Raw genomic sequence first — 23,052 nt, forward strand, 5'->3', positions numbered from 1 at the left:
CCCGAAGGCAGTATAACATAGGCATAAAGTGGAGGCAATTCAGGCATATACCCGATAGGTCTTTTGTTAGTAAAACATCAAATAACAATAAAAATATCGCATGCCTGTTGATAGAAAATAAAAAAATAGCTATACTTGCGGTTAAATTAAACGGAACATCGCTTTTTTGCTAACTTTTCATGGTAAGAGAGTATTGACTATGGAAACAGATATTGAATTTTCTATTCAAGTGGGCGATATAGTCACCTTTAACACTGATGTCGTCGCACTTAAATACGCTCAAGCAAGCTATGGAGTAGACTTGCACGTTTCTTCGCTGCTAAGAAACGCAGGAATACAAATAAAAGATATAAAGCCCCAGGCCGGAGATTATAGTTATATATCTACACATGCCAGCTTACAATCTCCTCATGTATTATTTGTTGGAGTAAGTGAATTAGGAGACTTTGATTATCTACAAATTCGTAAATTCTCAGCACGAACTTTAAATATTCTAGCACAGCAAGCGCCACAAACGCGCCATATCGCAATGACGATCCATGGTGTAGGATATGGGCTGGATGAGGTTGGAGCGAGCCTGTCACAACTCGCCGGATATATCGACGCAATCCAGACGGGAGACTTCCCATCAAACCTCAAGCGCATCACTATAGTAGATATTGATCCTGATCGAGTGCAAAGGCTTCGTATCGCATTTGAGCAGGCTCTTGCTAATACAATGAGTGTGGTACAGGTTGCAGGAATGTGGGCATATCAACTGGTAACGCCCAAATTTCTCACTCCATCAGAATCTAACAGGGCAATAACAAACGTAAGTAGAGATCTTGAAACAAAGCCTCATGCATTTGTTGCCATGCCTTTCCATAAAGAGATGAGCGATGTCTTCTACTATGGCATACAACAACCAGTACACAACGCCGGTTTCCTCTGTGAACGCGTCGATGAAGAGGTATTTATAGGTGATGTGCTAGAACAAATCAAGAAGAAAATTGACACAGCAAAAGTCGTAATAGCCGAGCTTAGCGGGGCCAATCCTAATGTCTACCTGGAATTAGGATACGCCTGGGGCAAAGGCCGTCCCACAGTATTATTAATACAAGATGAACAAGAGTTACGCTTCGATGTTCGGAGTCAGAGATGTTTAAAATACAAAAGTATAAGGCATCTTGAGGAAACATTAAATCGAGAGCTAAAAGAACTTCAACTGCGAAATTTCATATAAAACATGGTTTCACCATGTACACTACCATGAAGTAGGGTAAACATGCGCCTCATAACTGAAACATATCTTGCCCAGGCTGCTCGTTGGCCCGCGACCGGGCGGCACATCCTGGCTCAATATGACGACAACTCCATCATTGTCTACCAGGCTTACAGGCCTGCTATCGGCCATTTCGCGGCCTGCAATGGCTATTTCGGTGGAGAGTTCTCCTTTTCTCGCATGAGCTGGATCAAACCCAATTTTCTCTGGATGCAGTATCGCAGTGGATGGGGCGGCAAGCCTGGACAGGAGGTGACGCTGGCAATTCGACTACAACGTGCGGCCTTTGATCGGATACTGGCGGGAGCGATTCATTCCACCTATAAAGAGGCAATCTATGGCAGCGAGGCCACCTGGAAGCAGCGGGTGGCACAATCGGATGTACGTTTACAATGGGATCCCGATCATCATCCATCCGGTGCCAGACTGGAACGCCGCGCCATCCAGCTTAGCTTGCGCGGCGAGACGCTGGCACGCTATGCCCGCGAATGGATTCTTGAGATCGAGGATATCACCGATTTTGTGCGTGAGCAATACGAAGCAGTGCGCGCGGAAGCTTATGAGCGATTGATTACTCCTCAAGAGAGGGTCTATCCTCAACCAGCCCATACAGGACATGTACAAATCGCATCTGAAGAATAAATAAAGTGGAGTGAGGACCTCACAGAAATATAAATGATATATTGATATTACTTCATTTATAGCGGCTTCATTTATAATAATAATGAGACGACATGATATGTCATCTCATTATTTAATTTAAAGGAGACGCTTATGGAGAAGACTATAAAACAGTTGAAAAATACAACTGGTCGCCGCTCTTTTCTACGCACAGGACTTGCGGCAGGAGGAGCAGGAGCTATCGGTGCCGGGCTGTTAACCAATGGATTACCAGCCTTTGCAACTGAAAAAAATAACGGAGTCACGAAGGGAGATGTGGCTATTCTCAGATTCCTGGCTGCGGTCGAAATTCTCGAAAGCGATCTATGGCAACAATACAATGAGCTTGGAGGAATCCAGGATAGCGAAGTGCCAGGAGGAAGCGGGAATAAACCCTACACAGCAGCGCTGGCAACGCTAGATGAGGACATGGATCAGTATATTCACGATAATACTGAGGACGAGATCAGCCACTTCACCTTCCTCAACGCCTATCTGGTTTCAAAAGGGGCAGATCCGGTCAATTTGGATAAGTTTCGCACATTGCAGGGCAGCCAGGCGACCGGCGCTCAGAAGAACAAGCGGAGGCTCACCAATCTGATGCAACTCACCGTAGATACCAGTTGGTGGACACGCTATCGCAGCCGAACCAAAAACCCGGACATCGATCATCCCTCGTTTCCTCAAGCGATCCCTGATTTGAGTAAAGGAAAATTTCCGGCCATTCCCAGAAATGATCACGACCTCAAACCACAAGACCACATTCAAGCAATTGCTAACACGGCAGCATTCCACTTTGGGTTTATCGAGCAAGGTGGCACTAGCCTATACCCGTCTCTGGCCCAAAGAGTCACAAATTCCGAAGTGTTACGCATCTTGCTCAGTATTGGCCCAACCGAAACGCAACATTTTCAGACCTGGCAAGACAAGGCAGGCAACGCGCCTCCTCTCACTGACCCTACGAATGGGCTGAGGTTTCCGAACCTTAATGCTCCTCCCTTTGGTGGAGAGGATTTCCAGACCAACCTGATTATGCCTGAGCCAACCATCTTCCTCAACCGCAAGTTCCCGGTTTGTTCGATCATTCGACCGACCGAGACAGAAGGAGCAGCAATGGGTGCGGTCAACGCACTCACTGCCGATGGGCTTTTCATCGGCCAATCAAAAGAATTCTTTGCGACCTTGAAAGATCTAGCAACTCAGGCAGATAACGCCCAACGCAGCTCTTAAACGCTTCAGTTGGCGCGCAGAAGTGAAAAAGTCATGTGCGCCAACCTGGTAATGCGGAACGTTCTCCTTATTAATCGAGCCTCTATGAAGAGATCATAGAGGCTCAAGTGATTATGACTGCGACCCCTGCTCCTGAGCCTGCGCATCGCCATAGACACCGCGATATTGAGGAGGGAGCATGGCGGCGATGCGGTGCATCACCTCTTCGGTGGCGTTATCAATGTCTTCACGTGTGATTCGGTTGCCTTTGGGCTTGAGCACTACTGGTTCACCATACGAAATAGTAACCTCAGCGCCGAACTTTCTGAGGACATTTTCGCTGCCCCAGATCGCGACAGGCAGCACAGGCACCCCCGCACGCAGCGCAATCAACCCCAGCCCAGCCTGCGCCTTTTTCATAGTGCGAGTTTTACTGCGCGTCCCCTCGGCAAAAATTGCAAAGACCTTGCCGTTTTTTAATTGTGTCTCAGCAGCGCGCAACGACTGCCGATCAGCCTCACCACGTTTGACCGGAAAGGCTCCCAGGAAGCGCACCAGCCAGCCTACTTTGCTGTAAAACGCCTCTTCCTTCGCCATATAGATCACTTTGCCTGGTACATAGAGCGGAACGAGCGGAATATCGGTCCAGGAAAGGTGATTTGCAGCAATAATATATGGCCCCTTACGGGGTATATTGTAGCGTTTGCGCAAACGCACACGAGCAACCAGAGAGAACGCAATTATCAGGAAACCGCGCAATGCTTCATATAAAATACGTGGAGTAGAATATGGCTCATAGAGATTTTTCTCCGGCTTCTTCCCCTGCGACGCAACAGGCGGCTTGCCCCCGGAACTACTGGCTGAGTTTACTTCCTGCTTCATGCTTCTTCTCCTCGACGTACTGGCAAACGATATCCAGCACTTGCGAAATACTACGGTTATCGGTCTCGACCACAATCGCATCGCGCGCCGGTCGCATATTATCACGATCAATCTCATCCCGTCGCTGGATATCGCTCGTCACGTCAGTAAGAGTAGACAGGGCGGGATTGTGTTCTCCCATCCGCTCCTTCATCTCGGCGTAGCGACGGCGCGCACGCTCTTGTAAGCTGGCGGTAAGATAGATTTTTAATTCGGCATCTGGCAACACAACAGCCCCGATATCGCGTCCCACCATCACCACACTGATCTGTTGCGCCATCGCGCGCTGCTGAGCGATGAGTACGGAGCGCACCTCTGGATGCGATGAAACGATCGAAACAGCGCGCGTAACGGCGACGTTGCGGATATCCCAGGTGATATCGCGATGACGGACGGTGACGGTGTATTGTCGCCCATCAGCGACTTGCGGACGACTGATAACGATATCAGCCTGTTGTGCAAGTCGTCCCAGAGTGGGGCCATCATGCAAATCGGCCCCTTCACGCAATGCGAGCCAGGCAACAGCACGATACATAGCCCCGGTATCGCAATACAGATAGCCCAGTTGCCGGGCTAGTTGTTCTCCAACAGTACTTTTGCCTGAGCCAGCCGGTCCATCGATAGCAATACGTTTTGGCCCTTGCATGAGTCCTCCACTTCCCGATGAATATGATACTGACACGGATTATATCATATCCAACTTTGCCTGAGCCGCTGGCGACGGTGAGCGTGGCAACGAGCGCCGCTTCTCAGCGGCGCTCGTTGCCATATATGCTGCTATAGAGGAGGGTCGAGAAGCAAGATCGAGGGGATCTGTTCAGGGGCGGCAAGCCGCAACAAAGCATAGCCAATGCCAGTAATACCAACCATCAAGCCGGGTGTCTCGACTCCCTGTGGAATGCCCGTAACCCAACCCCGCTCTTCGATATTGGTCAACAACATCGAGGCGAGTTGTCGCACATGCCCCTCATACTCGCTCTGTTGTGGCAGGCGTTGCGTGGCTGTAAGTAATACGTCCAGGTTGCCCAGGTCGCCATGACAGAGCGAGTGGTTCAAGCCAAAGCCATATGCGAGCGTGGTATGTAGAGCCGACTCAATCTCCGAAGACAAGGCTCTATCGCTGACAAGGTTGAGCGATGCCAGCCGCGCCAGACCAATACCCGGGGCACCATGACACCAGGCCACCATATACGAAGGTTGCCCATCGCTGCCCACCTGTGAAGAACGCAGATCAGGCCAGTTATGATGAGTCGGTGAAAACAGGCTGCGCTCATATGCCATCGCATCCCTTGCCGCCTGCCGAAACTGCTCTTCACTGCTAAAGGCCGTCAGGCGCAGCAGATTCAAGGCGATGCCAGCATTCCCATGCGCAAATCCCGTCAGAGGCGTCTGCTCACCTCTGATGCTCCAACCAAGTCCGGCAGCCATTGGCCGAGCAGATGCCAGCAGATGCTCGCCACACTGAATAGCGACCGCGAGCGTTTGTTGGGATGGCGACACGGAGTAGAGGCTGAGCAGGGCCGCGATACAGCCAGCTGCACCACCAATCACATCAAACACCTGATCCTGACCAATCACACCTGGCAACAGGCGTACCAGTTCTTCAGCCTCGCGATACAGGGCCGGTTCGCGCCACAGCGTTCCCAGGTGCGAGAGCAGATAGATAGAGGCTCCCAGTCCATTAAAACCGCCGATGCCGCCACGATCAGAGCGCTTGATCTGCTGCTGGATCTGATAGCGAGCACTATGCAGCGCCAGCCTTGCCAGTTCAGTATGTTGTGCCTCTCCCGTCAATTTGCCCAGATAGGCCAGGAAAAGGGCAATGCCAGCGGTGCCACTGTAGAGATCGGAGTCCGTTGGCAACAGGTGCCATTCGCGTCCATTGATCGGCGTCACACCAAGCCAGCCCACCATCTCATCGCTGCGTAATGCTAATTTGCTCAAGCGATCTCCAACGGCCAGGGCTGCTTGCAAAAGACGCTCAGGGGTGGCGGATGCTTGCGCCGGGCGCAGATGCAGAGAGGCGCTAATGCCTTTTTCACCGGCTAGCGACATACTGGTAAACGAAGCTTTGATCACCCAGATTTGCCGCTCCAGATCATCGCCATCAAAGCGCTGAAGATGCGCGGGCACACTCTCCAGGGCCGATTTCTCAAAAAACTCGGCAATACGTTCACCATGAGACGTAAACAGATCGCGCGAGTCCGGGCGGGTCACAAACACGGGCACATCGCCGGCCAGAATATCGTCGCGTTCGGCGGCGATGATCCTCGATAGATATGACCGCTGCTCAACGCCAGCCCAGAGACGATCAACCAGACGATCACGATCCAGAGCATCACGCAAGAGATTCGGATGGAAACTGTCAGTAATCAACAGGCTGTACATCTGCGTCGTTCGCAGCACACAACGTATCTCGTCCTGCGCGAAGCGGGGCAACATATATGTCTGTAGCTCGTCGCGATGTGCGGAAAGGAGCTGGTATGCCTCGGTAAAGCCTGCAATAATGCTCTCGCAGTACGCCAGTGTGTCCACCTCTTGATCTCGCAAGCACGGGCGATGATCGCCCAGAGCCAGTTCCAACCGCTCACGATGCATATGCATTTGATCGGTCCCGATCTCGGTCCACTGCGCCACCGGCTTTGGCGTCAATTGCCCAGTTTGCCCACCCAGACCGCTTACATCAACGCCCTCGCCCTCATCAGAGGACCAGAGACGCTGGGGCAACAGGCCAATCCGCAACACCGAGCGATCCATCGTTTCCATCCCCGGATACTCTTGCCTGACCTGCTCATCCAACGTGGGGCGCGGCTGAAACAATGCCTCAAGATCGATCAGAACAGGGTGTTCGCCAACTGCGATAAGATTCTCGGCATGAAAATCTCCCGCCTCCAGCGCGTAGAGCAGGGCCAGATACCCCCCCTGACGCTGGTAAAAGCGCTCCACCTCGTCTGCCGAGGAACAGGGCGCGGACTGAACATACTCGACCCAGCCATGTGTCTGCCGATCAAGGATCGTCAACGTGCGAAATGTAGGCTGATAGCCCAGCGAGTTTAACCACGAGAGCAGCTCTTGAAAATGCAGATCAATAGCGATTGAGCGCGGCTTATAGGCCAGACGGAACCCCGATTTCCAGGTCAGGATCGTCACGCTGCGCCCACCGCGATGGGTATCACCTTTGCCTGCCTGCACCTCGATCAGCGGACCCAGATCCTCATCAGGCGAGAACGTCGCGCGTATGGCTTCCCAATCGGCACATAGTCGCTCCAACAATTCCAGAGAACTGGTGGTCCAGCGCTCGATGGCCTCGACCAGCAAGCGGGCCAGCACAGCATACTCTTCCAACAGGGGCAACACGCCACCGGGCTGCGCCAGTTGATCGATGAAATCTTGAAAGCGCTCTCCTGTCGTCTCACCCTGCAAACGTCCCTGCATACGCGCCACGTTCAACTCAAGCGCCATCGTTCGCAACATGCGCGGCAAGAGCAATCCCGACACCTGGGCAAACAGCAGGGGCATGATAGTGTTGGCATCAAAAGGGAGAGGGGCATACATCCGTGCAAGGTGCTCTATCCCTTGCCGGAGGCGCGCCTGACCATCATAGAGCAAAGGCTTTATAGCCGTAAGGAAGGCGACTACGCGCTTCTCGGTGGTTTCGGGCAGTGGTAAAGGGTCATCACTGTACGTTGTCGCAAAGATGCGTTGCAGTTCCGCCAGCCAAATGGGGGTCGTCTCACAACGCGCCTGAACCGCCTCGATTGGCTCGTCAAGCAATGTCAAAAGATCATCTTCGGCCAAGAGATCCATTGCAAGGCGTTGTGCAAAATAAGTGGCGTCTTTATTAAAGGGTAGCTGTTCTTTCCAGCGTTGTAAGCGTTGCCTCGCGATTTCATGATGATGATAGTGCTTCTCCATGCCCTGGCGCAACGAGACCAGGCGTTCGGTGAGAGTGGTCGCTCGATACCAGGCAGCGCTGTGCCAATTATGTACGCTCTCGCTGCCATGCGTTGAAACAGTGTCTTTCATACTACAAATATTCCCTTTAACATAGACAAAAAGCACAACGAACTTTTCTAGAAGAGTGTGCAACATAACGCGAGGGTGAGAGCGCATCGCACCCTCACCCTCTTTTATTCAGAACAGGTTATCCTGCTGAAATGCAATTACTACGCGTTGCCGCAGTTGCCGCTGATGGTGAAGCAGTAGATGAGTACCGACTGCACACAGAGCAGAGCATTGGTATTGACGAAACCGCCAGCACCATGAACGCTTTCCAGCTCAGCGTCGCTCAGTTCGAAAGCGCCAGCGGGATTGGCGGGAAGCATAGCCTGCTCCTCGCTGCTGAGGCTGTTGCGATACTCTTCGTCTTTCCATGCGCGTACGATGTCGATCTTCATGTGTTTTGTTCCTTTCTCTCTTCTCATTTTCATGAGGATTATCTGGTGCACCGTTGTCAGCGGTAGAAAAGGAACCATTATGTTTGATGCACAAACACATTGGTCTCTCCGCTAGCTGGCCTCGCAAAATTGCTCAACCCGATCACCTGGATATAATTATACTCGCAAATCATAAATCGACAAATTTAATTTTATATATAAAACTTATTAGTTAACTGCTTATCTCATAAAGGAGAAATTCATAAAAGCAGGAGTAGTTACGAAGCGGGATAGAGAGAAAATGAAACGTGAAGGCCAGGATATCAGAGACACCCTGGCCCGTCCAATAACGAGATCACAATCCGGAACCTATTTAAGCGTTGCCGCAGTTGCCGTTGATGGTCTGACAGAAGATGAGTACCGACTGCACGCAGGCGAGGGCGTTGGTGTTGACAAAATCACAGCCTTTTGCGCCATGAACGCTCTCCAGGTCTGCGTCGCTCAGTTCGAGCGCACCAGCGGGATTGGCAGGAAGCATAGCCAGTTCTTCGCTGCTGAGGCTGTTGCGATACTCTTCGTCTTTCCATGCGCGGATGATATCGATCTTCATGTGGAATGTTCCTTTCTCTCAATGCATTGTAGTTATTTTGCTCAAATGCTCCGCTTTTCTCTACAAGGTATGTGTGACAAACTCAAAACCTCACAGCGGAACGGCTCGCCAATGGTACACATCAGCGGCTATTTCCAATTATACTCGCAAATTCTATATTAACAAATACAAATATTAATATAGAAGGAGAAGTTGGGCGAGTCTATAAAGAAAGGGTCAGGATACGTTGCCATATCCTGACCCTGTATGGAAATAGCGAATAGCTACATACAATAGCTGCTAGCTAATTTTCCAGATGATTAGGCGTTGCCGCAGTTGCCGCTGATGGTGAAGCAGTAGATGAGTACCGACTGCAAGCAGAGCAGAGCATTGGTGTTGACGAAACCACCGCCAGCGCCATGAACGCTCTCCAGGTCTGCGTCGCTCAGTTCGAGCGCACCAGCGGGATTGGCAGGAAGCATAGCCAGTTCTTCGCTGCTGAGGCTGTTGCGATACTCTTCGTCTTTCCATGCGCGGATGATATCGATCTTCATGTGAAATGTTCCTTTCTCTCTTCTTAAATTCTTACAAAACTTGTCTCAGCATCCATACCCGTAAAATAACATACACAGTTGCAGTGTATTCATCGCCTCTATAGCCAATAAATCATCCACAACCATTGTAGTGCTGACCATCTGTTATTCTTGCGGCAGGATACCTATATTCTATTATACTCGCAGCACCATATATAAAAATTTATATCCAACAACACACCTTTCCTCTATACATTGTAGATTGCTAACAATTCATGGTCTGCAACGAATCATATTACCTGCTGCCAGTTAATACGGTGCAGCCCCGTTTTACGGTCCTTTTTTTCCAACTGCTGCTGAACCAGCGCAGTATAGTAACCATTGAGCTTCAACAGTTCCTCATGAGTGCCACGCTCTACGATTGTACCTTCATCCAGAACAAGAATAACATCGGCGTTGCGTACGGTACTGAGCCGATGCGCAATAATGATTTGTGTGCAGGAGAACGCCTGTAGATTCTGGGCAACTGTCTGTTCTGTGATGACATCCAGGCTGCTCGTAGCCTCGTCTAACAGCAAAATGGAAGGATTATGGGCCAACGCGCGGGCCAGAGCCAGACGTTGACGCTGACCACCCGATAAAGCACTTCCCCCCTCAGCAACATAGGTCTCATAGCCCATTGGCATATTCATGATATCATTGTGGATCGCGGCGGCCTGGGCAGCTCTGATAGCGTCTTCCCGATTCATCTGTGGATCGTTGAAGGTGATATTGTGCAAAGCGGTACCGCTAAAAATGGCGGCATCCTGCAACACCACACCAAACTGACGACGAACCTCCTGATAGTGCAGGCTGGCAAGGGGAATACCATCGTAATAAATGCTGCCTTCGGTCGGAATATAGAGGCCAAGCAGCAGCTTTCCCAGCGTGCTTTTGCCCGATCCAGTTTTCCCAACGATTGCCACCTTCTGCCCTGGCTCAATCGTCAAATTAATCGAGTGCAACACCTTTGGTACGTCCGGTCCATACTGGAAGCCGACATTTTCCAGATAGATGTGCCCGGCCAGTTTGGGTGGCAACAGCACTTTCTGCACATCCTGCTCGGGTTCAGAGGTGATGATATCGGCCAGACGTTCAAGATGAGCATGGACAAGCTGCAACTGCTGGCCACCGCTAACCAGCGAGGCCAGCGGAGCCAGAAACGACGTCGCCAGCACATTTAAAGCCACCATTGAGCCTGCGGAGAGCGATCCTTGAAGCACCTGTACGGCACCAATCCATAACAGAGCCAGGGGAGCAAACGAGCGCAAAAGCATCATCACGGTGCTGATAACCGCAGAGAGATAGCCATGTCGCACGGAGAAATTGAGCTGATCGAAAAACAGATTCGACCAGCGATCATGGGCGCGATCTTCCGCACCGGCCGCCTTAATGGTCGCTATGCCGGTCAACGCCTCAGACATATACCCCTGCGATTTTCCCTGCGAGGCCAGTTCGCGATTTGCCAGCTCGCACACTGGACGATAGGTGATAAGCAACACAAAAACCTGCAACGAGCCAACCGCCAGAGTCAACAGGCCAAAGGGCAACGACTGCCAGAGCAGAATCACCAGGTAAGTAACCACCATCGTACTATCAAGAAACGTGGATATCATCTGGTTGCTGAGCATATCACGAATCACCGTGTTGCTACCCATGCGTGCCAGCAGATCACCATTAGAGCGTTGTTGAAAAAAGCCGTAGGGCAGAGAGAGCAGGTGCTCAAAGAAGCCCAACATAATGTGAATATCGATGCGAGCACGTAAATAGACCAGGAGCCATTCGCGCAACAGCGTTGTAATGCCCTGCGAGAGCAGGATCATTATCAGTCCCAACCCCAGCACATCCATAACGCCCATAAGCCTCAACGGGACGATTTGATCGAGGACCAGTTTGTTCATCAACGGCAGGGCCAGACCAAAGATCTGCAACACCATAGAGGCACCCAATACCTGAACAACCGCGCCGGGAGCCTGGCGGATCGCCTGCAAAATTAATGTGCGTAGTGATACAGGTGAAGGAATAGATTGACGAGCGAAGTTTACCCCCGGCTCCATCGTAATCACAATGCCAGTGAATCCGTTATCAAACTCCTCACTTGCGAACTTTTTGCGTCCTCCCGCCGGATCAACCACGATCACGGAATTTGGCGTCCAGCGCTCGACCACCAGAAAATGGTTAAATTCCCAGTGGACAATCGCTGGAAGCATCACATGGTTGAATTCACTGCGCGGTAACGAGATGGCCCTCACTCTCATACCAAAGGTACGCGCTGCCTTGACGATGCCCAGCGCAGAGGAACCATCGCGCCCTCCACCAAAGCGCGCTCGCAACTCAGAGACAGAAGTCTTGCGGCCATGATACGAAAGCACCATCGCCAGACAGGTGAGGCCACACTCAACCTCGGTCATCTGCAACAGCGGCGACACGCGCTTTCCCACTATCCCCTGTAACAGAGATCCCAGCGTTGAGCCAGAGAATAACCCTGAGCTCTTGCTCTGCACGGCCTGTATATTTTGTTCGGTTTCCTTCATGTGTTCTCCTCCCCCCAAAAACTACCAATTCCAGGTAACAGCGAGATAATGCGGCGTGATCCCACCTGTACATTAGCCGTCAATGTGCTGCCAGCATATAGAGAAGGAGAGACGGCATCCAGCTTGATAATCACCACCACTGAGGGCTGTGTAATCGAGAGAGCTGATGTACTACTTAACCCGTAATGACTCAGGGCGCTATCAGGGCTAACGGCTGCATCAACGGCAAGGACGGTTCCTTTCAAGGAGTTGTCAGAAGACGACGTAAAACTCACAGCAACACGCTGCCCAACATGGAGATACTTCGCCTGATCGATCGCAAAAAAAGCGGCGGCCACTGCTCCTTGCTGAGCATAGTGCGACATATATCTGGGGCTGAGTACCGCTCCTTGCCCCGTCGCGTAGGTTGGTATCTGCTCATACCAGGCCAGCAGACCCACCACCAGGAGCAACCCCAGCAGCCCCCACAGGAAGAGTGCAATGGGCAGAGAAATGAAGCGCGGTAATGTATCTTTCTCCCTGCTTTGCATATAATGCTTTACGGCGTTCTGACGAAAAATGGGATGGTTTGGTATCAGCATGACAGTTACATCCACCATAGATAGAAGTTACACAAAGCCACTACAGGCAGTATAAGAATCAATGCAACTGGCAGGCGGAGTTTATTGGGGAGGGCAAGATAATATACGTTCCGTCGTAGTCGAGCGATTTATCACGGGGCTTGCCATGTGATCCCCCGCGATAATGAAATGTAACAACCAAAAATGGCAGGAGCGATGGCTTGTCATCGTCCGGCTTCCCAGGCGCATCGGGAGGGTCACAGGGCGAGGACAAGCCGTCGCCCCTACCATACACGAAGCGTTTATCGAGCAAGGAGAGCCTGTACCTCGGCTTCGGTGAGATAACGCCATTCGCCGGGGGGAAGATGTTTGAGAGTGAGCGGACCAACTCCTACACGGCTAAGGCTCAGTACAGGATGACCGACAGCTGTAAGCATGCGCCGTATCTGACGTTTCCGTCCCTCGTGAATGGTCAAGGCGAGCCAGCTATCAGTCCCACTCTGGCGCAAGACGCGAACCCGTGCAGGTGCGCTCCGATGCTGGCTCCCATCGTCTTCCGTAAAGACGACGCCCCGACGCAACGCATCCAGACTGGCTGCGCTGGGATGACCGCGCACAAGCGCCTCATAATGTTTCTCCTGAACGTAGCGAGGGTGCGAGAGGTGCAGCGCGAAATCGCCGTTGTTGGTCAGCAACAACAGGCCGCTCGTATCGATATCCAGGCGGCCAACTGGATAGACGCGCAGCGCTCGCAGATCGGCCGGAAGCAGATCGAGAACGGTTGGACGCCCCTGCGGATCGTGAGCGGTCGTGACATAACCTACCGGTTTATGCAACAGCACGTAGACCTGTTTCGTGGTCCCCTGAATTGGCTTGCCATCTACGCACACGCGATCATGCAGCGGATCAATGCGCGTTCCCTGGGTTGTGACGGGAACGCCGTTGACCTGGACGCGCCCCTCGGCAATCAATGCCTCGGCATGACGGCGTGATGCTACACCCGCATGGGCTAGAAAGCGAGCCAGGCGCTCTTCCTGTCTATCTTCGTTCATATATCTTTCTTACTCATCATACAGCGCGCACACTGCTTTTCGCGGCAACTCTGTTGATAGATATAATGCAATCCCTGTTGCTGACAACTGCCGGTGGGGTGCCGCTCCAATCGCAGTTGGCGGCACATCATCCGTATAATGGTATTCGATGGCAGGCCAGGATGGGCTATATAGAGCTTCTCTGCCTCGCTATACAACACGCTATCATTCTCCAACAAAGCAACCGCAGCTGCAAACGGCAGGATCACATTAACAATCAGTATATCAGCGCGTGCAAGGCTTAATCCCGCGCCAACAAACAGCGTACGTAGCGCCTGCAACTGCCCTGTTCGTGCAGAGGAAACAGCAAGCAATGGTTGAATGGTGCGCCATGCTCCACATGAGCGCCACATTTCCAGCAAATAGGATAAGCTACGCAGCCGCCTGGCATCCAGCGGCGATGGTTGAGAAGAGCGTCCCAGCGGCTCCGGGATGGGCGTATCAGCGCCAAGCAAATGCAGGCCAGCGGCACGAAAAAAATCGCGATCCCGCCCATAGCCTGATCCTTCGGCAAGAGCAGGGATCAGGCAACAATCATACTTATCAAAAGCGTTGGAGATGAGATCCGGCCGGGGCGTACGCAACTGCTCGACAAAGGCAGAAGTTTTCAGCTCAAAGCGCAACAAACCAGCGTGACGAAGTATGCTGGCTCGTTCTTCATCGCTCAAACGGGGCAATAAACGCTGGCAAGGCCAGAGGGCGCCCGAGTGAGCAGTTATGGTCATGGACGATGTGGTCAGATCAGCCAGCGAAAAGAGCGGGATCTGCTGGCCATCCTGCCTGCTTGTAAACGTGGAAGCGTCGCAGAACAGCACCACATGCAAGATCACATTATTGTAGCGCAAATCATACTGATGTCCATGAGCTTCCCAATCGCCAGCACGCACATGAAATTCTACGTCGCCCACGCGTCGTCGGGCGTCTGGCTCCCAAACATCCGCCACGCTCCAGGGATATGGCATCAGCACCGCATCACGCACATCCGGTCCACAGGCTCCTCCCTGTCTGCCAGCAAAAAGCAGCCGATAGAAGGAACCATCTTGCAGTGGCAACAAACAACCAGGAGGCAGCGCCCACCAGCGACGAGCCACTTCCTGCTCAGGAACGGAGAAAGGGGAAGGTCGTTCGCGAACGTATCCAGCGCGCGCGCCGCTCACACCCGCCCCTCAGGACGTATTGCGGGGCGTTCCTGCGTCTCCTGCTCGTTTTCATCATCCTCGACGCTCTGCTGGCTCGCCAGCGCTGTTTGTTGTTCGTCCTGCTCAGCGATGGCCTGCACCTCCTGAGCCTCGATATCATCGACGTAGCGATCAGCAGCGGAGACAGACATCCCCTCAGCTATTTCAGCGTCGGCATTGGCATTGCGAGCGGCATTGATAGCGCTCTCTTCGGCATCTTCAGCATCGGCCAATTCAGCATGTGCATACGTCGATTTCTTTTCTGCTGCTTGCAATGCTGCCTCAGCAGCTTCACCATTGAGCGAGCCGTTGCGAATGGCGGCACGGATCAGCGTCAACTCCTGATCAGCCTGACGAGCAATGATGCGCGCTTTACGCACGCGAACGCTACTCGCCTCTGCCAGCATCTCGGCTTCGGCAGCCGCACGCGCAGCAGCTTCAGCCCGGCTCCTCGTCACATCCACCTCCAATTGTTCCTCTTCCTCCGCGATCTCCTGTGCGCTCCATACCTTTTCCTGCCAGGGAGCCTCCTCTTCTTGTTCTTGAGCCAGCGTGTGCATCTCGCCGGTTTCACGCTCCGCCTCATTCGCCGTTCGCCGTGCCTCTTCCGCCTGCATACTGGCTTGTTCCTCTTCCACCTCAAGCCGGGCCATCTCCTGCTCCAGATGGCGTCCACCCACCATTCCCTCTTCCAACCGCTGTACAGCTTTATGGACACGCTCGGCAGCAGCACGTGCTTCCTCCTCCACCGCCTCCGCTGTCGCACGAGCCTGTAACGCACGCTCGGCGCTCTCAGCTGATGGCTGTGCGGGACTCTCCGTAGAGATAGCGGGGTTGGCAATTGCTATTTCTGGAAGCGGTGGCTCTTCCAATGGGATCAACACATTGACAGTACTTTGAGCAGCAAGAGGCGGAATAATGATCAGGGAACCATCGCCTGCCATCTCCTCGACTGAAGGCACTGAGGCAGGCTGCTCTTTCTGCGAGGCAGCTGAAGGTTCGCTTCTAGCTTCCTGATTTCCCTGTTGAATTCGTGCCAGTTTCTCTTCAAGGCGCTGAACGCGCGCCACATGTTTCTGCAAGCGAGCTTCGGCACGTTCCAGACGGGCCTGGGCCTGCTCCTGCTTCTCTTTCGCAACCTTTAAACGCTCTTGCAAGCGCTCCCCTTGCTTGCGCAACTGTTTATCATCTTGCCGTTTCCCCTCACCCTTCCGCTTCTTCGGCTGAGAAGTCGTTTCTTGCATCTTCATAACCTTTACCTTCGTTGAGTCTGTGTAGAATATTCAGCGTCTCTGTCATCGTTGTAGGTAACACAGCTATTTTCAATAACGGCAATGCCTGGAGTTTTCGCATCCCTTTATATATATACATTACTGATGCAGTAAGGCGGAAAGTTTCCAGGAAACACCCCCCTCATTTCGTCATGGATCGATTTGTGAAACCCAACCTATTCCAACCGTCGCCTTTTTATGTTAGAATTTGATGGTTAGAACGTCAGTACCGATCCTGTCCGGCACATTGATATTCCTCAGAAGGAAGTGCACATGTCTGAAGAGAGAAAACTTGTCACCATCCTCTTCGCCGATGTTATTGGCTCAACGGCGCTCGGCGATATACTTGATCCTGAAGATGTGCGCACCCTGATGGGACGCTATTATACGCATGCCCGCCACATTCTCCCGCTGTACGGAGGAACGCTGGAAAAATTTATTGGCGATGCGGTGATGGCCGTTTTCGGTCTCCCGCAGGCTCATGGTGATGATGCAGAACGGGCGCTGGCGGCAGCACTCGCGCTACGTGAAGAGGTCACAAACGACCCGATTCTGGGGCCATCTTTCGCGCTCCGTATCGGCGTGAACACGGGCGAGGTTATCGCCACCAACGAACCCGAACACGGCGAGTTTCTGGTCACGGGCGATGCAGTGAATATAGCCGCTCGTCTGCAACAACAGGCCAATCCGGGCGAGATTCTCGTGGGAGAACGCAGTATGAAAGCAGCCCGGCGCGCCTTCCACTTCGATGAAGTTCGCTCTATCGAGGTAAAGGGCAAGCGTTCTCCTCTGTTGAGCTTCCCGCTCAGATGCCCTCGTCAAAAACGACAGATAGAGCATCCTCCTTTCGTCGGGCGGCGGCAGGATATCCTTCAACTCATGTTACTTAAAGAGCGCACGCTGGAGGAGCAACGACCCCAGTTGCTCTCCATCATTGCCCCGGCTGGCACCGGGAAATCGCGCCTGCTAGCCGAGTTCCTGCGCCGTCTGCCAGCCGAAGACGACTTTCAGATTGCCGCGATCCGTTGCATCCCCTACGGGCAGACATTCGCCTACTGGCCCCTGCGTGGTCTGCTGACAGAACTGCTTGGCGAAAATATCAGTCGCCAGGGCGTCATTAATACTTTTTTACAGGGAGGATACGAGCCAGCCGACGCAAACTATCTGGCAGATTGCGTGCTGGTTGCCCTCGGCATCGAGAAACAGGGCACGCGCGAGATCGACCGTGAATGCATCTTTATCGCGTGGAGGCTGATGATCGAGGTGATGGCAAAACAGGCACCGCGCGTCATCATTTTTGAGGATCTGCACTGGGCCAGCGATAGCCTGCTCGATCTGGTTGAGCATATCCTGCATGTGCGCATTCAGGCTCCCCTCTTGCTCATTGCGCTCAGCCGCCCGGAACTGCTGGATCGACGCCCACAGTGGGGGGGTGGACATACCAACTTCACCGCGCTGACTTTGCAGCCCTTAACCACCTTGCAAACGCGCGATCTCATCGGTCGCCTGCTACATAATATTGCTGAGACGACTCGTGACCAGATCGTTGAGCGTTCTGGTGGCAATCCCTTCTTTGTACTGGAACTGATACGCGGCCTTGCGGAGCGCGGATTGACTGAAGGTGCAATCACACTTGATGCGATGCCCGACACGATTCATGGCCTCATTCTTGCCCGGCTCGATCTGCTCTCTCCTAAAGAACGCGAGATTTTGCAGGTCGCCGCCGTCGCAACGCGCCCGTTCCGTTCTCTGCTGCTGGAAGCGGTCCTCTCCGACTACACCACACGCGAGATTGATGATGCCATTGAGGGTTTGCAGGCTCATGATTTGCTTGTTCCGGGAGACGGCGGCTCGCTCTCGATTCGACATGTGCTGATCCGCGATGTCGCTTATGGCACGCTCTCACGCGCCGAACGCATCCGCTGGCACAACAGGATTGCTACCAGCCTGGAAACACTGGCCGCTCATCGCCTGGATGAATACACCGAACTGCTCGCCTACCACCATCTTGAAGCGATTCGCCTGGCCCGCCAATCTGCTGTCCCCTTAGAGTCCGCGATTCATCCGGAGAGGGCGCTGCATTTCTTGAAACGTGCTGGAGCGCTCGCCAGTCGTGCTGGAGCGTTCGTGGAGGCGCGCAACCATTTGCAGAGTGCCATCGAGATAGCGCCTGAAGCGCAATGGAGAGAACTCTATGAATTGCTTGGCGACTATACCGGCTGGGGCGATGTTGCTCGCGAAAGCTACACAACAGCATTGGAGCGCTGGCGTGGATCTTCCGAGGGCATATCCGATCCACTGATTGGCGCTCGTCTGCTCCGCAAACTCCTGGTGAACTATACACGCGGTCATACCGGCCAGCAGCCTACCTCCGAAGAACTACAACACATCGCGATGGAGGCGCAAACGTTGGCTGAAGCAGCCGCCGATGAGGACGAGATTCGGCGTATTCATGTCGCTAGCTTTTTCCATAGATACCATTATAGCGATGAGCCGCTTCTCAATCTTGCAGAGGAGCAAAAAAATGCGCTGGCCGCCATCGAATATTTCCAGAGGAAAGGCGATTGGGTCTCTTACAGCGAAGCCTGCGATGGCTACGCCTCACTCTCTCTGCATGCTGGAGCCTATCAGGATGCCCTGGAGATGTCGCTGCGACGCCTCTCCATCCCCGATCTACCCGCTCTGGAAAGTGGCGACGCTATCCAGATGATCGCGCGTATCTATAGCTATCTCGGTGACTACGATAAATGCATCAGCACTATTCATGAAGCATTGGCGCAGATTCATCCGGGGCAACCCTTATCACATTTTGGCGCTGGCATCTCACACGCTATTGTGTCCGCTTATATGACTGGACGCTGGTCCGAAGCGATGGCGCTCTATCCCGCTTTACAAGAATTCCAGATCCAGGGCGATTTCAACCTGAGCCTGGCAAAATGCACCGTTGGGCACTACGCGCTTTTACAAATAGCGCTGGCACGCGAGGATTACGCCTCGATTGATGCACAGGTAGCAGCGCTGAAGCGAATTCATCCCGATGACGTTTCGCTTCCACGTCTCCTGCTAGCCGCTTTCTTGAACGACGAAATACCTCGGGTGGAAGCCCTCCCCTATTATAAGCAATGCGAGGTGCAGTTAGCGGCCCTGGCCTTATATAACGAGCACGAGGTACTTATTCCACGCACAGCAATAAAACACCTCTATCGCCCGGGCTGGAATTATGAGGCTACCCGTTACCATCTGGCAATTATGGAGGCGCTGGCTGCTGATGATAATGAAAAGTTGGCTCAGGCCATCGACGATGCAGAAGCACATCAACTGATTGTTCATGCCGCGCGTATGAGGATTGTGCTGGCCCGACGCACGAAAAATAAAGCCCATTTAGATAAAGCGAGGCCAGTATTGGAGCGTCTGGGAGATAGTCGTTCCCTCTGTCTTCTGAGAGAGGTTGCGGCGGCACTGGCAAGACATGCCGCCGCATAAAACATCAGTCGCCCCGCGACTTTACGCTAATATCACCACTATTTGTGGTGATTTTTACTTGAGGGCCTCCTGCATTGCTGCCCTGACTCCGCCCAAACTCATTTTCGATATTGCCAGAGTTGGTCGAAGGAACCAGATGGAAGGTAGAAAATCCTGAGAGCTTCAACTCGACATCGCCGCTATTCGTTTGAAACTCATAATCTCCTTGAGTATCGATATCCCCTTCAAGCTCGATCTTACCGCTACTAGATCTCAAACTACTATTGCCGCGTAAGAGGGTCTGCTCCAGCTTTACATCTCCACTATTCGTGCTGATATTAAACACGCCGCTGAGATTACTGCCTTTGATATCTCCGCTAGTGGTAGCCAGCGTCACCTGCCCGTTAACGCCTTCAACGTCGATATCGCCGGAGGTGGTATGTAGCTCAAGGTTCGTGGCGGTGGGAACGGTGATATCGAGATCTATCTGCTGGTCAAACATACCAGAGCGACTGGCAGGGCTGACGGTAATGGTGTTGCCTTGCTGCTCGGTCGTCACCATCTGCCGCTCATCGTTATCCCGAAACATACCAAAGCCGTGCTCCCTGGCCGAGACAACCACGTTATTAACATTACCTGCATGAACATGGACATCGCCGTTGCCATTATTCAATACAAGCGTTGGAATACTACTGATGGTAAATACTTGCGCGGGAATGGTCCTCTCAGTACCCCGAAAATTGGTGGAGGACATACCAGCCAATCCAACCAGCAGTGCAATGATGATCAGAGCAATTACGAGCGGCTTCATGCCTCGTCGCTTCCTGCTCTTCTGGCGAGGCTGGATCTTTTCGCCTTCGGCCTGCCACGCTTCACCGTATGTCTGCCCATTGTAGCCTTCGGAGTACTCTTTATGCCCCTCTTCATTGCCTTCAGCGGGAGGCATCTCGCGCCGCTGTGCCTGTTCGCGCGGATCGCTATTGATAGGTCGAGCCGGTGTTGGCTCAGACTTTTCAAACATGGATTCCTGATTTTGCATGATTTATACTCAACTACTCTTTCGTTGCCGTAACATCAGTCAGCATAACAGATATCCCTTTTTCCTTACACGCCGGCCTCACGAAACAACCCCTATACATATACGTTATCATGCAACAAAAGTTCCCTATGATTGTTGCGGCGGCAACTCCTGGGGATATTGCGCCTGGGGCTGCTCATATTCCTGCACATGCGGCTGCTCTGGATAGGGATGTACTTTACCGCCCTCCTGATAGCCTTCTTGTGGTTGCTTGTATCCCTCTTGATAGGGCTGATAATATGGCTGCTCAGGCTGTTGTTGCGGCTGAGAAGGCTGCGATGGTTGATAATAGACCGGTTGCTGGGGAGCATCTGTTTTCACCTGACCGCTCATCATCGGGCGAAACAGCGTGCCCGCGATGGCCGAAACGCCCAGAATGATCAGGATGCCTGGCCACCAGAAGTTAAATGCAGCACAGCCAGCTAATCCTATCATCCAGATAAAGCCCATGACGCCACCATACGTCGCACGCGGATTACTCGCCGAAAGAGAGCCAAACAGGGATGCAAAGGCCAGCCCAACAAACAGCAGTGGCAAAAAGAAATGGCCGGTCATGAATGCCAGCGCCAGACAGATCAGGAAAACCCCTCCGGCAATCCCCCCAAAGAAATTCCGTGAACCTCTATACATATGATGCTCCTTCACACAGAAATATCGCAATAAGTACAATATTTAAGGACACTTACACAAGAATAAGCGAATCAAATTGAGATGTCAATTGGGGGTTTTGATCTGAAGAGGAATTTGGGAGTGTCACCCCGTAGCGACAATCCCTTGTGGTTGTCGCGGGCTATACACGTAAATTTGTATATTTGCCGCGACAACCGCAAAGGATTGTCGCTACAACCCTCGTTTGCGTTGCACAGAGCGAACAATCCAGGCGAAGGGCAGACGCCAGATCAGCAGGAAAACGGCATTGGAGAGAAACGAGACGATAGCAAACGTCAGCGGCGGGACCGCATAGTCAACGAATATGCCCCGGAAGATGAAGCCTGCAATCCAGCCAGCCACCCAGGAAAGGAGCGTAGAGCGCAACATCTTGCCAGGCTGATTCTCCAGACCGCGACGAAAGGCTCCGGTAAAAGGCGCGACCAGGAACCAGCCAGCGGCAAAAGGCAGAGCGGTCTGCACGATCTGAAGCAGCGAATCCAGGCCAGCTGCTTCCCCATGACTGCGACGACCAATCGCGGCAAAGACCAGAAAGACGATCAGGTCGCCAATAATGAGGCTGATGATGCGCGTTCTATTCGACATGCCCTTATCAGTCGTGGTGGCGGGAGTCTCAGTCATTTGCTCTTTTACATCCTCCATAATAATGCTCCTTCCTATGCGTCTGATTGGCTCTGCTGGTGTTCACGTACAAGCTCCTCGACGGCGGCCAGTTCGGTGCGCACTCCACGAATACGGAACATCACGACCGCGAGATAGGCAAACAGCCCGACCCAGGCAATGGCATAGAAAGCAATGAGATAGGTAGACATAGCACCTGTCCTTTTCGATTATTCAACGATGGCACGCAGACGTTGAGCCAGCGTTTGTAAGCGCTGCAACTGATAGACCTGAACCATCAAGAAAGCATACAGTAGCGTAAAAGTGACCAGCGCCACCATCAACGTCAGCACGGCAGAGGGCGGCAAAGCAGCTTCGGGGACGCCGACCATCGCGGTTGGATGCTGTCCACGCCACCATTGTACTGAGAGGTAGATAATGGGAACATCGACCACGCCCACCAGTGCCAGCACCGCGCCCACGCGCGCGCTATCGGTCGTGCGACCCATGTAGTTGCGCGTCATCAGGTAGCCAACATACATAAACCAGAGGATCAGGGTCGCGGTCAGCTTGGGGTCCCAGGTCCACCACGTTCCCCAGATCGGCTTGCCCCAGATTGCGCCGCTGATGAGGGCCAGCGTAATGAAAACCGTCCCGATCTCAGCCGCCGCGCGCGCAATCCAGTCCCAGCGCTCATCATCACGCCGCACCAGCCCGATTACACTGGCAACGGCCAGCACCACAAAGGCCAGCATGCCTATCCACGATATCGGAACGTGGAAATAGAAAATGCGCTGGGTTGGCCCCTGAAGAGCGTCGGTTGGCGCATAGAGAAAAATCATCCAGATAGAGACCATCATACCAATAAACGAGAGCGCTCCAAGTATCAGGGAAACGAGCGGCCAGGGAGCATGCGATGGCTGCTGTGCATCGACAGCCTTGCGTCGCTCCACGCCCGTTGTTGAATTTGCCAGAGCCATATACTCCACTCCTCATCAAACGGCCTATCAGCACCGTTCAG

At 52.9% G+C, this 23,052-nt stretch carries 20 protein-coding genes; 4 read left to right on the forward strand and 16 right to left on the reverse strand.

All coding sequences use genetic code 11. From position 1 onward, the window contains the following. Nucleotides 1-199: 199 nt before the first annotated feature. The 3 genes from K3T83_RS13990 (at nucleotide 200) to K3T83_RS14000 (ending at nucleotide 3,151) form a co-directional block, all read left to right on the forward strand. On the forward strand, nucleotides 200-1,222 hold the full coding sequence (locus K3T83_RS13990) for a TIR domain-containing protein (protein ID WP_220203585.1): 1,023 nt from the start codon (nucleotides 200-202) through the stop codon (nucleotides 1,220-1,222). Between the two features lie 42 nt (nucleotides 1,223-1,264). Then, a complete protein-coding gene (locus tag K3T83_RS13995) occupies nucleotides 1,265-1,903 on the forward strand; it encodes a DUF4291 domain-containing protein (protein WP_220203586.1) in 639 nt (212 codons plus the stop codon). A gap of 132 nt (nucleotides 1,904-2,035) precedes the next feature. Next, nucleotides 2,036-3,151 carry a ferritin-like domain-containing protein gene (locus K3T83_RS14000; RefSeq protein ID WP_220203587.1) on the forward strand — a complete coding sequence of 372 codons (1,116 nt, stop codon included), beginning with the start codon at nucleotides 2,036-2,038 and terminating at the stop codon, nucleotides 3,149-3,151. 111 nt (nucleotides 3,152-3,262) lie between these two features. Here the strand turns inward: K3T83_RS14000 and K3T83_RS14005 are convergent, their stop codons facing one another. From K3T83_RS14005 to K3T83_RS14055, 11 genes are all read right to left on the reverse strand, one after another. Beyond that, nucleotides 3,263-4,012, reverse strand: a complete 750-nt coding sequence (locus tag K3T83_RS14005) for a lysophospholipid acyltransferase family protein (RefSeq protein WP_220203588.1) — start codon at nucleotides 4,010-4,012, stop codon at nucleotides 3,263-3,265. After that, a complete protein-coding gene (cmk, locus tag K3T83_RS14010) occupies nucleotides 3,984-4,697 on the reverse strand; it encodes a (d)CMP kinase (RefSeq protein ID WP_220203589.1) in 714 nt (237 codons plus the stop codon). The genes K3T83_RS14005 and cmk overlap by 29 nt, the downstream gene beginning before the upstream one ends. A gap of 131 nt (nucleotides 4,698-4,828) precedes the next feature. Then, entirely contained in the window at nucleotides 4,829-8,077 is a 3,249-nt protein-coding gene (locus K3T83_RS14015) for a type 2 lanthipeptide synthetase LanM family protein (RefSeq protein WP_220203590.1), read from the reverse strand. A 140-nt stretch (nucleotides 8,078-8,217) separates the two neighbouring features. Next, nucleotides 8,218-8,448 carry a mersacidin/lichenicidin family type 2 lantibiotic gene (locus K3T83_RS14020; RefSeq protein ID WP_220203591.1) on the reverse strand — a complete coding sequence of 77 codons (231 nt, stop codon included), beginning with the start codon at nucleotides 8,446-8,448 and terminating at the stop codon, nucleotides 8,218-8,220. Between the two features lie 352 nt (nucleotides 8,449-8,800). Beyond that, nucleotides 8,801-9,037: a mersacidin/lichenicidin family type 2 lantibiotic gene (locus K3T83_RS14025; protein ID WP_220203592.1), complete on the reverse strand. Its 237-nt coding sequence runs from the start codon at nucleotides 9,035-9,037 to the stop codon at nucleotides 8,801-8,803. A 299-nt stretch (nucleotides 9,038-9,336) separates the two neighbouring features. Then, nucleotides 9,337-9,570 (reverse strand): mersacidin/lichenicidin family type 2 lantibiotic, encoded by a 234-nt coding sequence (locus tag K3T83_RS14030; RefSeq protein WP_220203593.1) that lies wholly within the window; start codon nucleotides 9,568-9,570, stop codon nucleotides 9,337-9,339. Between the two features lie 269 nt (nucleotides 9,571-9,839). Further along, nucleotides 9,840-12,122 (reverse strand): peptidase domain-containing ABC transporter, encoded by a 2,283-nt coding sequence (locus K3T83_RS14035; protein WP_220203594.1) that lies wholly within the window; start codon nucleotides 12,120-12,122, stop codon nucleotides 9,840-9,842. Next, the gene (locus K3T83_RS14040; RefSeq protein WP_220203595.1) at nucleotides 12,119-12,703 is read right to left on the reverse strand and encodes an HlyD family secretion protein; all 585 of its coding nucleotides are present in this window, start codon (nucleotides 12,701-12,703) and stop codon (nucleotides 12,119-12,121) included. Before K3T83_RS14040 ends, K3T83_RS14035 begins: the two co-directional genes overlap by 4 nt. A gap of 281 nt (nucleotides 12,704-12,984) precedes the next feature. Continuing rightward, on the reverse strand, nucleotides 12,985-13,734 hold the full coding sequence (locus K3T83_RS14045) for a pseudouridine synthase (RefSeq protein WP_220203596.1): 750 nt from the start codon (nucleotides 13,732-13,734) through the stop codon (nucleotides 12,985-12,987). After that, nucleotides 13,731-14,930 (reverse strand): DUF2851 family protein, encoded by a 1,200-nt coding sequence (locus tag K3T83_RS14050; RefSeq protein ID WP_220203597.1) that lies wholly within the window; start codon nucleotides 14,928-14,930, stop codon nucleotides 13,731-13,733. The genes K3T83_RS14045 and K3T83_RS14050 overlap by 4 nt, the downstream gene beginning before the upstream one ends. Next, entirely contained in the window at nucleotides 14,927-16,201 is a 1,275-nt protein-coding gene (locus K3T83_RS14055; RefSeq protein WP_220203598.1) for a coiled-coil domain-containing protein, read from the reverse strand. The genes K3T83_RS14050 and K3T83_RS14055 overlap by 4 nt, the downstream gene beginning before the upstream one ends. A gap of 294 nt (nucleotides 16,202-16,495) precedes the next feature. Here K3T83_RS14055 and K3T83_RS14060 point away from each other — a divergent pair, with 294 nt between their 5' ends. Continuing rightward, nucleotides 16,496-19,705, forward strand: coding sequence for an ATP-binding protein (locus tag K3T83_RS14060; RefSeq protein WP_220203599.1), 3,210 nt, complete (start codon nucleotides 16,496-16,498; stop codon nucleotides 19,703-19,705). 4 nt (nucleotides 19,706-19,709) lie between these two features. Here the strand turns inward: K3T83_RS14060 and K3T83_RS14065 are convergent, their stop codons facing one another. The 5 genes from K3T83_RS14065 to K3T83_RS14085 form a co-directional block, all read right to left on the reverse strand. Beyond that, nucleotides 19,710-20,723, reverse strand: coding sequence for a DUF4097 family beta strand repeat-containing protein (locus K3T83_RS14065; RefSeq protein WP_220203600.1), 1,014 nt, complete (start codon nucleotides 20,721-20,723; stop codon nucleotides 19,710-19,712). Between the two features lie 126 nt (nucleotides 20,724-20,849). Beyond that, nucleotides 20,850-21,392 (reverse strand): FUSC family protein, encoded by a 543-nt coding sequence (locus tag K3T83_RS14070; RefSeq protein ID WP_220203601.1) that lies wholly within the window; start codon nucleotides 21,390-21,392, stop codon nucleotides 20,850-20,852. A 210-nt stretch (nucleotides 21,393-21,602) separates the two neighbouring features. Further along, nucleotides 21,603-22,073 carry a DUF3054 domain-containing protein gene (locus K3T83_RS14075; RefSeq protein ID WP_220203602.1) on the reverse strand — a complete coding sequence of 157 codons (471 nt, stop codon included), beginning with the start codon at nucleotides 22,071-22,073 and terminating at the stop codon, nucleotides 21,603-21,605. Between the two features lie 14 nt (nucleotides 22,074-22,087). Beyond that, complete coding sequence (locus K3T83_RS14080) at nucleotides 22,088-22,243, reverse strand: hypothetical protein (protein ID WP_220203603.1); 156 nt, start codon at nucleotides 22,241-22,243, stop codon at nucleotides 22,088-22,090. Nucleotides 22,244-22,261: 18 nt separating this feature from the next. Then, entirely contained in the window at nucleotides 22,262-23,011 is a 750-nt protein-coding gene (locus K3T83_RS14085) for a cytochrome c biogenesis protein (protein ID WP_220203604.1), read from the reverse strand. Nucleotides 23,012-23,052: the final 41 nt, after the last annotated feature.

Source organism: Reticulibacter mediterranei (assembly GCF_016587455.1).